General features: G+C 69.2%; 5 protein-coding genes. 3 read left to right on the top strand and 2 right to left on the bottom strand.

All coding sequences use genetic code 11. The annotated features are described in order from the left end of the window. Positions 1-302 precede the first annotated feature (302 nt). Positions 303-1,901 (top strand): type VII secretion protein EccB, encoded by a 1,599-nt coding sequence (gene eccB / locus FNH05_RS22210; RefSeq protein ID WP_144590643.1) that lies wholly within the window; start codon positions 303-305, stop codon positions 1,899-1,901. Positions 1,902-2,162: 261 nt separating this feature from the next. Here the strand turns inward: eccB and mycP are convergent, their stop codons facing one another. Both mycP and eccD read right to left on the bottom strand, forming a co-directional pair. Then, positions 2,163-3,578 (bottom strand): type VII secretion-associated serine protease mycosin, encoded by a 1,416-nt coding sequence (gene mycP / locus FNH05_RS22205; protein ID WP_246127881.1) that lies wholly within the window; start codon positions 3,576-3,578, stop codon positions 2,163-2,165. A 35-nt stretch (positions 3,579-3,613) separates the two neighbouring features. After that, the gene (gene eccD, locus FNH05_RS22200) at positions 3,614-5,008 is read right to left on the bottom strand and encodes a type VII secretion integral membrane protein EccD (RefSeq protein WP_144590642.1); all 1,395 of its coding nucleotides are present in this window, start codon (positions 5,006-5,008) and stop codon (positions 3,614-3,616) included. Positions 5,009-5,287: 279 nt separating this feature from the next. On the opposite strand from eccD, the gene eccCa reads away from it, so the two are divergent. Together eccCa and FNH05_RS22190 are read left to right on the top strand one after the other, a co-directional pair. Next, positions 5,288-9,298, top strand: coding sequence for a type VII secretion protein EccCa (gene eccCa, locus FNH05_RS22195; RefSeq protein WP_144590641.1), 4,011 nt, complete (start codon positions 5,288-5,290; stop codon positions 9,296-9,298). Between the two features lie 109 nt (positions 9,299-9,407). Beyond that, positions 9,408-10,707: Hsp70 family protein (locus FNH05_RS22190; protein WP_144590640.1), on the top strand; the 1,300-nt coding region annotated here is incomplete at its 3' end.

Genomic DNA, 10,707 nt, shown 5'->3' with positions numbered 1-10,707 from the left:
GCCCGGAATGGGAGCACGTGGTGGCATCGGGGCGCCCGGACCGCCGACGGGTCCTCCGGGCCGGCCCTGTCGCGGTGGTGGGCCCGCGGGACGCCGTGGCGGCGGCGAGCCGGGCGGCCCGGGAGGACGTGGAGGCGTGGTGACGGACATCCGCGCTTTCTCTTCCCCTCGTAGTGCTGCGTACCGAAAGCCGGTTGCGAGGCCCTGACACTAGCCCGAGTTCATCGAAACCCGCACCAGTACGGTTCTCGTACGGTTATCCTGCGGAACCGTACCGCGACTCGGGGAGCTGTAGGTCGAGAATGCCGTCAACACCGACAACAAAGTCTCAGGTTCATGCGTATCAGTTCGTCTTGCGGCGCATGCAGTCCGCGCTGGTCCGGCGCGATTCGGTCATGCTGCACGATCCGATGCGCACGCACGGCCGCGCCACGCTCGTCGGGTTCATCCTCGGCCTGCTCGGCGTGGTCGGCTTCGTGATCTTCGGGCTGATCAATCCTTCGCCCTCGGTGCCCGACTCGGGCATCGTGATCGGCAAGGAGTCCGGCACGATCTACGTCGTGTCGGGCAGTCCCAAGTCCCTCACACCGACGTTCAACCTCGCCTCCGCGCGTCTTCTGCTGATGTCGCTGCAGAAGGGGGGCAACACGCAGGTCTCGCCCCCCACGGTGGTGCCGGACGATTCCCTCAAGGGCATCCCGCACAACCGGCGCACCGGCATCGTGGACGGCCCGCAACTGCTGCCCACCAGCGGCCAGCGGATCAGCGACGACTGGGGCATCTGCGACGAACTGATGATCAACAGGCAGTTGCCGGAGTCGTCGCAGTTGCAGAAGGCGACGCTGCAGACCACGGTGTTCGCCGGACAGTCGAAACTCGGCGACGAACTGAACGTCGACGCGGCGGTGCTGGTTCAGGCCGACAACGGCAAGTACTACCTGATCTACCGGTTGCCGAACAATCCCAACGACCCCAACGCCAACACGGTGCGGGCGGAGGTCGACCCCAACCAGGCCGCGGTGGTGTCCACCTTCAAGCTCAACCCGGGCAGGATCCGGCACATCTCGATCGGGCTGCTCAACTCGATCCCGCTGGTGCCGCCGCTGGCGCCGCCGCAGATCCCCGGTGTCGGCGGCAGCAGTGCCTTCCCGACCCTCAAGAGCGCCGGCCTGCACGTCGGCAGTGTCTTCGCCGTCAACAGCGTCAGCGGTAGCCGTGACGTGTACGTCCTGCTGCAGAACGGCATCCAGCAGGTTTCGCAGGCGGTGGGAGACTTGGTCCGCGCCGCGCAGGCGGGCAGCAATCAGGTGCCGCAAGTCAGCCCGGACAAGATCAGCGAGGTTCGTCAGATCCAGCAGACCGATCGGGACTTCCTGCCGGTGAGCACGATGCCGTCGGTGGTCCCGACCATTCTCGACCCGATCACGTCGCCGGTGACCTGCCTCGGCTGGAACATCGTGAACAACCAGCCGCACACCGTGGTTTCGGTCGGCTCGACCCTGCCGGTGCCCAAGGACGGGAAGCTGATCGACATCGGCAAGTCCAACCCGGAGGGCCAGCGGATCGACCACTTCTACATGTCGCCGGGACACGGCGCCGTGGTGCAGTCGGCCACCGGCGCGGCGACCTTCAACCGCGGCCCGATCAGCCTGGTCACCGACACCGGCCTCCGGTACGGCATTCCGGACGAGAACACGGCGAAGGCACTGGGGCTGGACGGTGCGAGGCCGGCGCCCGAGGCGATCATCGCGCTGCTGCCGACCGGGACTTCGCTGAACGTCACCGACGCGCAGAAGAGCTACGACGACATCCCGGTTGCGCCGTCGGCGGGTAGCTACCCGAGCCAGCAACAGCAGCAACAGCAACAACAACAGACGAGCAGCACGCCGGGCGGTAACTGACGGTTTCCCCGTGAAAGGGCCGTGAGGGAGCTTCCCTCACGGCCCTTTGTCATTGAGAGAGCGGTCTCTGCGGCAGAGATCGTCTTGCTGTCCTGAAGCGGAGCAAGGGATGTTTGCTACGGGTTCGTTCCGTAGTAAACATCCCTTGCTTCATGACGAGAGGGGCTCCGTAGCCGGGCGTCCCTGACGATCGGCGTCGGGCCTAGGTAGCGCCTGAGGCCAAATCCAACCGGCGGAGCGCCGGACTCAACGGGCCGGGCGTTACGCCGGGCGCTTGCGCCGGATGGTGTGGACCACGAACAGCGTGATCAACAGCACCAGGAGGCCACCACCGGTGCCCGCCAGTGCGACGATCATCGGCGTCCAGTTCTTGTGCGAGGCGGGCGGCAGGCCGGAGGGAAGCTGCTTGGCCTTTGCGGCCGGAACACCTTCCTCGGCCGGCACGATCGCGGTGAGCGCCGCGATCGGGTTCACCACGCCGTAGCCGATGTAGTTGTCCCGGCCACCCGGTGCACCCGGGTGCTGCGCGGTGGCCTTGAGCCGGTCCATCACCTGGTGCGCGGTCAGCTTCGGGAACTGCGCGCGCACCAGCGCCGCCACTCCGGCGACATAGGGCGCCGCGAAGCTGGTGCCCTGGATGGGCTGGAGCTGACCGCCGTCGAACACCTGGTTGGCCAGCTGGTCGGTGCCCTTGGAGGGATCCAGGGAGGTGATCTTCGTGCCGGGTGCGGCCACGCTCACCCACGGCCCGTGCATGCTGAACGGGGCGACGCCACCGGTCTCGTCGATCGCGGCGACGGAGAGCACGTCGTCGGAGAACCAGGGCGGGCTGACGATCGAGCGGGGCTTGTTGGGGTCGGCCTGGTCGTTCTGCGGGCAGGTGTTCGAGACGTTGCCCGCCGCCGCGACCACCACGATGTTCTTGACCGTAACCGCGTAGTGGATGGCCGCCTGCAGCTGGGCCTCGCCGTTGTTGATCTTCCCGTCCGCGGGGCGACAGTTGTCCACCGACATGTTGATCACGTCGACCGGGATGTTGGCCGCGCGCATGACCGCCTGGGCCAGCGTGGTCGTGTTACCCGCGCCCTGGCCCTGCTGGCGGCTCCCGTTGCTGTCCTGGCCGCCGGACTGGTTGTCCAGCGAGTAGTTCTGGCTGGACTGCCGGATCGACACGATCTTCGCGTCGGGTGCGACCCCCTTGAAGCCGATGTCATCGGGGGTTTTCGCGGCGATGATCCCGGCGACCTCGGTGCCGTGGCCGTCACAGTCCTCCAGGCCGTGCTTGGACGGGTCCACGTAGTCGCCGCCCGACTCGACCCCGAACTGGAAGTACGGGTGCTGGGTGACCCCGGTGTCGATCACCGCGACCTTGATGCCGCCGCCGACGCTGCCGGTCGCCGCCCTGACGAGTTTCTGGGCCTGTTCGATTTGCAGGTACTGCTGGCCCCACGGCTTTTCCTGCAACTTCACGTCGTTGTTCAGATCCCGCGACACGCACTGCACCTTCGGCGTGTAGTTGATGCCGGATTGGCCGCCGCCGTCGTCCGGCGGGCTGGCGCTGATTGCCGGCGGGGCCCAGGATTCCCCCTGCGCCTCCGCCGTCAACGGGCTCAAGGCACCCATGGCGGCCACGAGCAGCACAGTGGCCGTCCGGCCGGGAACCCCCAGTGTGCGCACGCGCGCAACCCCTCTCCTGCGTGCCGAAACCACGGTCAGCTGAACGAAACGTGCCGGAGCGTGGTGTAGAGGTCCATGACCGCCAGCGCGAGCGGGAGCACGGTCGCGATGCAGATCGCTTCGAAGATCTCCACGCTTCGGCGCAGCGGCGGCGAAAACCGCTGGTTCGGGAAGACCACGCCGGTCACGAGCGCGGCGGCGGCCACGATCACCAGCGTGCCGAACACCCACAGCAGCCTTCCGGTGCTGGTCTGCGAACCGAGCCAGCCGATCATGATGCCGGTGCCGGCCACGATGCCGGTGGTGAGCAGGGCGACCGCCTGTGCGCCGTTGGCGTAGGACCGCGCCCGCAGCAGGAGCACCAGCGTGGCGACCACCGCGGTCAGGATGCCGAACACCCCGGGGGCGGTGGCGGTGATGATCGCCGCGATCGCGGTCGCGCTCCCGCAGCCGATCAGCAGACCGGTCATGTAGTTGTGCGCCACCGCGGTGCGGCGCTCGATCGCCGTGTAGTCCGGGTAGGCGTCGTCTTCCTTCAGTTCCTCGGCCGTGCTGGGCACGTGGGGCAGCGGGAGTTTGGCCAGCCAGATGGTGGCACGGGGAAGCATGGAGATCGCGGCGAGGGAGACCGCCGCGGTGCCTGCCGCGATGCCCGGCGCCGGGTGCGCGATGAGGGTCGCGACGGTGAAGGCCAGCACGCCGATGACGCCTGCCGTGGCCGCGGCGATGAACGTGGTGATCCCCGCGCCCATGATCATGATCGAGACCGCCGCGACGATCACCACCAGCCCGCTGCCGAGCAGCAGGTTCGCCCGGACCGTCAGCCCGGGGACGGCGGAGAATCCGGCCACGAAGGCGAACGGCAGTCCGCCCGCGGCGGCGATCACCACGCCGGTCCCCTCGGCCTGGTATGCCTTGGCCAGTGTGGCGCCGAGAGCGACGCAGGCGATGGCGGCCACACCCGCGGTGATCGCCACCGCGATCGCGTTCCCGCCGAAGAGGGGGCCGCTCATGAACAGGGCCGCAGCGGCGACGAACAGGGCCAGCCCGCCCGCGACGTGACCGATGCGACGCGCGGTTTCCTTCGTCCACGGGCGGAAGCTGTCGGGGTCGGCGTCCGCGATGGCGTCCACGACGTCGTCGTAGAGGGGAGGTGGCGGGTTCTCGTTGCGGCGGCGCAGTTGCAGGAGCTCACCGTCGACGATCCCGAGCGAAGCAAGCGTGCGGCTGGGGTCGAGCGGCGCGTCGCCGAGCTTGGCCAGTGCCCACCCGCCGTGCCGCGCGCCGCCGTCCGGCGAGGCTTCCTTGGCCATGTCCAACAGCATGGGCAGCAGATCCGCGACCGCGACGTCGGCCGGGAGGGCCACGTCGATCCGGGTGCGCGGCGCGATCACCGTGACCCTGCTGAAAACCGTCGTGCCCGTTGCCACCTACGTGCCCCCTAAGAAAGAGAATGCTGCGGGCTACTTATACCCAACTGGTGCCTTCGCGGCATCGGCCGCCCGTGTGTGCCCGCCCGGGCTCACCGAAACGCTCCGGATCGTCGGTGGGCGGTCCTAGTATTAGCGCACCAGGGGTCGTCGTGGGGCGGTTTCGGCGAGAACGAGGCCCGCTTGGGCAGTCTTGCCCCCTGCGGCGCGCGTTGTTCGCTACCGTGTGAGCGGCCCTGGGCCGGGAGTCCGGGCGTCGAGTTGAAGAGGGGTCCTTCGGTGAGCACGCTGCAGTTCAAGAAAACGCCACGCCTGGCGGCGCCGCGCCCACCCGGGGGCGAGGTGCATCTGGAGCCGCCGCCGGAAGTGCCGAGGACGATTCCCGGCAACGTGGTGCAGAAGATGATGCCCGTGGTCATGATCGTGGCCACACTCGGCATGGTCGTGGTCATGTTCACCACCGGCGGGGCCGCCGCGCGCAGCCCGGTCACCCTGATGTTCCCGCTGATGATGATCATGTCGATGGGGGGCATGTTCGCCGGCGGTGGCAAGGGCGGCGGGGCCAAGAAGGCCGAAATGAACGAGGACCGCAAGGACTACCTGCGGTACCTCGGGCAGATGCGGGAGCGTGCCCGCGAGGCGATGGCGGACCAGCGGGCCGCGCTGGAGTGGGTGCACCCCGATCCCCAGGCGCTGTGGTCGCTTGCCGCCAGCCGCCGGATGTGGGAGCGCCGCCAGAACGACCAGGACTTCCTGCACCTGCGCGTCGGCCGCAGTTCCCACCGGCTCGCGACCCGGCTGGTGCCTCCGCAGACCGGCCCGGTGGACGAGTTGGAGCCGATCGCCACGCTGGCGTTGCGCCGGTTCGTCCGCGCGCATTCGATCGTGCCGGACCTGCCCACCCAGATCACGTTGCGCGGGTTCGCCGCGGTCAGCCTGCAGGGCGATCATGAGCTCACCCGCGGGCTCACCCGCGCGATGCTGGCCCAGTTGGTCACCTTCCACAGCTGCGACGACGTACTGATCGCGTTCGTCACGGCGGGTCGCGCCAAGGCCGAGTGGGAGTGGGCGAAGTGGCTGCCGCACGTGCAGCACCCCGAATTGTCCGACGGCATCGGGCAGCTGCGCATGATGGCGGGTTCGCTGGCGCAGATCGAGTCGTGGTTGGATGCCGAGCTTCGTGACCGGCCGCGGTTCTCGCGCAACGCCACGCCGAACCCGGACCAGCCGCATGTGGTGATCGTCGTCGACGACGGCGAGGTGACCAGGGAAGAGCAGATCATCCTGGAGGAGGGCCTGGTCGGTGTCACCCTGATCGACCTGTCGGACTCGCTGGGCAATCTCGCCGCTCGCCGTGGTCTGCGCCTGGTGGTGGAGGAAACCCGGGTCGGCGCCCGCAGCGCGGGTGGGGTGGAGTGGTTCGGCAAGCCGGACTTCCTGTCCGTGGTGGAGTCGGAGGCGCTGGCACGGCGGCTTTCGCCTTACCGGATGGGGTCGGCGGCGCAGGAGGCCACCGAGGACGAGCCGTTGCTGTCCAACCCGACGTTGCTGGAGCTGCTGGGCATCCCGGGCGATCCGATGACGTTCGATGTGCAGCAGGCCTGGCGGCCGCGTCCGGTGCGTGACCGGTATCGCGTGCCCTTCGGCGTTGGCGAGTTCGGTCAGCAGGTCGAGTTGGACATCAAGGAAGCCGCGATGGAGGGCATGGGCCCGCACGGCCTGTGCATCGGGGCGACCGGTTCCGGTAAGTCGGAGTTCCTGCGCACCCTGGTGCTGGGCCTGCTCGCCACGCACTCCAGCACCGCGTTGAACATGATCCTGGTGGACTTCAAGGGTGGTGCGACCTTCCTCGGTCTGGACAAGTCCCCGCACGTCGCGGCGACGATCACCAACCTCGCCGGCGACCTCACCCTGGTCGACCGGATGAAGGACGCCATCGCCGGTGAGGTCGCGCGGCGGCAGGAAGTGCTCGCGAAGGGCAACTACAAGAACGTCTGGGACTACGAGAAGGCCCGGGAGAACGGTGCCGACCTCGACCCGCTGCCCGCGTTGTTCATCTGCATCGACGAGTTCTCGGAGATGCTGACCGCCAAACCCGACTTCATCGACATCTTCCTGCAGATCGGTCGTGTGGGCCGGTCGCTGCAGATGCACATGCTGCTCGCCTCGCAGCGACTGGAAGAGGGCAAGCTGCGTGGTCTGGACACCTTCCTGTCCTACCGCATTGGTCTGAAGACGTTCTCCGCCGCGGAGTCCCGGGCGGCGATCGGTGTGCCGGATGCGTTCGAGCTGCCGCCGATCCCGGGTTCGGGGTATCTGTCGACGCAGGGGGCCGGGCTGGTCCGGTTCAAGGCGTCCTATGTGTCCGGCCCGTACCGGCCCGCGGGGATCAAGAGCGCCGGGCCGGTGTCGAACGTGGTCCGCGCGGACAAGCGGCCGCAGTTGTTCGTCCCGGACTTCGTGGAACTGCCGCCGGAGCCGGAACCCGAGCCGGTGCCCGTTGCCGCGGCCCCGGAGCCGGAGTCCGACGAGGCCACCGAGCCCAGCGAACTCGAGGTGATCGTCGGCAGGCTGGTCGGGCAGGGCCCGCCCGCGCACGAGGTGTGGCTGCCCCCGCTGGACGAGCCGAACTCGCTGGACACCCTGCTGCCCAACCTGAACCCGACCGAGGACCGTGGCCTGTCGCCGGTGGGTTTCTTCGGCAACGGGAAGTTGCAGGTGCCGATCGGGATCGTGGACCGGCCCTTCGAACAGCGGCGTGACCCGTTGTGGGCGGACTTCTCCGGTGCGGCCGGTCACGGTGTGGTCGTGGGTGGTCCGCAGTCGGGCAAGTCGACCATGCTGCGCACTCTGATCATGTCGATGGCGCTGGCGAACACCCCGGAGGAAGTGCAGTTCTACTGTGTCGACCTCGGTGGTGGCACCCTGGCCGGGCTGGCCGGGTTGCCGCACGTCGGTGGCGTCGCGGTGGCCCGGCGCGAGCCGGACAAGGCCCGCCGCATCATTGCCGAGTTGAACACGCTGGCCAACGAGCGTGAAGGCCGGTTCGGGGCGATGGGCATCGACTCGATGGCCGATTTCCGCAACCGCAAGAAGCGCGGGGAGATCAGCGCCGAGCAGGATCCGTTCGGCGACGCGTTCCTGATCGTGGACGGCTGGCGCGCCATCCGGGACGATTTCGAGGAACTCGAACCGCAGATCACCGCGCTCGCGCAGCGTGGTCTGGCCTACGGCATCCACGTGATCATCTCCGCGAACCGGTGGGCCGACATCCGCCCGGCGATCAAGGACATGCTCGGTACGCGTTTCGAGTTGCGCCTGGGTGACCCGAGCGAGTCCGACATCGACCGCCGTGTCGCGGTGAACGTGCCGGAGGGCCGGCCGGGCCGCGGCCTGACCAGGGATCGCCTGCACATGCTGACCGGCCTGCCGCGGATCGACGGGGACAGCGACCCGTCGACGGTGGGTGCCGGGGTGGCGGACGCGGTCGCCAAGATCAAGGCCGCCTGGACGGGCCGGATCGCCCCACAGGTTCGGTTGCTGCCGGAGATGGTGACCTACGACGAAGTCCTCGCGATGGACAAGCAGCGGCACACCAAGCTCGTCCCCATCGGTATCAACGAGGACGAACTAGCGCCGGTCTACCTGGACTTCGAAGCGGATTCCCACTTCCTGGCCTTCGCCGACGGCGAGTCGGGCAAGACGAACCTGCTGCGCCAGATCGCGCGGGGGATCACCGAGCGCTACACCGCCAAGGAAGCGGTCATCGTGCTGGTCGACTACCGGCGCACGATGCTCGGCTTCGTGGAGGGGGCGCACCTGCTCGGGTACGCGGTGTCGGCCAACCAGTTGGACGGCATGATCAAGGACATCGCCGGGTCGATGACCCGGCGTCTGCCCGGGCCGGACGTCACCCAGGAACAGCTGCGTAACCGCTCCTGGTGGAAGGGGCCGGAGCTGTTCGTGCTGGTGGACGACTACGACCTGGTCGCGACCCAGACCAGCAACCCGCTCAAGCCGCTGTCGGAGTTCTTGGCCCAGGCCAAGGACGTGGGTCTGCACCTGGTGGTCGTGCGCCGCACCGGTGGCGCCTCACGCTCCTCCTACGACCCGATCATCGGCAAGCTCAAGGAAATCGCGGCCCCCGGCATGGTGATGAACGGCAGCAAGGACGAAGGCACCCTGCTCGGCACCGTCAAGCCCGGCCCCATGCCGCCCGGGCGCGGCATCATGGTCAGCCGCAAGGTCAGCAGGCAACTCATGCAGGTGTCGTGGATCCAACCCGAATGACGCCGGCACGGCAGCGCGCCGCGGGGCACGAGACGCCCCGCGGCGCGTTCCGCTGTTCGGGTGAGCGCAGCAGGACCCCGGGCAGGCCGGGGCGAGGGGAGTGCCGCCGGTGACGGTGCAGGTGGCGGTGGACTTCGGGACGTCCAGCACTTGTGTGGTGGTGTCCATCCACGGCCGTGATCCACAGGTGGTGGTGATCGACGGCCAGCCGTTGATGTCGTCGGCGGTGTACGCGGCGGCGGACGGCACCCTGTTCGTGGGCCAGGAGGCCGAACGGCAGGCGGCGATGGACCCTTCGCGCTACGAGCCGAATCCGAAGCGGCGGATCGACGAGGGCGAACTGCTGCTGGGCGACAGCGTGTTGCGCGTGACGGACGTCGTGCACGCGGTGCTGGCCCGTGCGGTTTCGGAGGCGCGACGGCTCGCCGGGAATGCCGAGGTCGACCTGCTGGTGCTGACCCATCCCGCGGACTGGGGCGCGGTGCGGACGCGGTTGCTGCGCCAGGCCGCGGGTGGTCTGGCCCGCGAGGTGACACTGGTGCCGGAACCGGTGGCCGCGGCGGTGTTCCACGCGGCGACGTTCGCACCGGCCCAGCTCAACCAGGAGCGCACGGTCGAGCTGAGCAATCGGCCGGGCGAGTCGCTGGCGGTGCTGGACCTCGGGGGTGGCACCGTCGACGTGAGCGTGGTGAGCCGGGCGGGCGGAGGCCGCCGCGGTTTCCAGGTCCTGGCCACCCTCGGCGACCCGAGTTTCGGCGGGGCGGACGTGGATCAGGCGTTGCTGGAACACGTCGGGGGCCTGGTGTCCTCGGCGGATCCGGCCGCGTGGCGGGAACTGGTGGAGGGCAGGGAACTTGCCGACCGCCGCCGTCGGCGGGTGTTGCGGCAGGATGTGCGGGGCGCCAAGGAGACGCTGTCCCGCCACGCCTACACGGATGTGCCGATGCCGCCGCCGTTCGCCGACGCCCATGTGACCCGGGAGGATCTGGAGAAGCTGATCGCGGCGCCGTTGAGTCGCGCGGTCGAACTCACCCGTGCCGCCATCGAGGAGGCCGGACTGCGGCCCGCGCAGCTGAGCGCGATCTTCCTCGTCGGCGGGTCGAGCCGGATCCCGATGATTTCGCGGCTGGTGCACGAGCGCACCGGCGTGGTTCCGACCACTTTGGACCAGCCGGAAACGGTGGTCGCGCGTGGTGCCCTGCTGGCCGTGCGGGGCGAGCGGGAGCGTCCCGCGCCGCCCGGTCCGCCGGCACGGACGCCCGCCCCGCCGCGGATCGGCGAGCAGCAGACGAAGATCGTGCGTGGCCCGGCCGCCCCCCGGCCCGCCTTCCCGGCGGGGCCGCCCAACCGGCCGCCCGCCGGATACGGGAGCACCGCGGGGCCCGCGGCGGGCGCGGGGCAGCGAAGGC

It is taken from the genome of Amycolatopsis rhizosphaerae (assembly GCF_007713715.1).
In the GTDB taxonomy this organism is placed as follows: domain Bacteria; phylum Actinomycetota; class Actinomycetes; order Mycobacteriales; family Pseudonocardiaceae; genus Amycolatopsis_E; species Amycolatopsis_E rhizosphaerae.
Note: the sequence above shows the minus strand (reverse complement) of the source record. Positions and strands in the feature narration are given on the sequence as shown.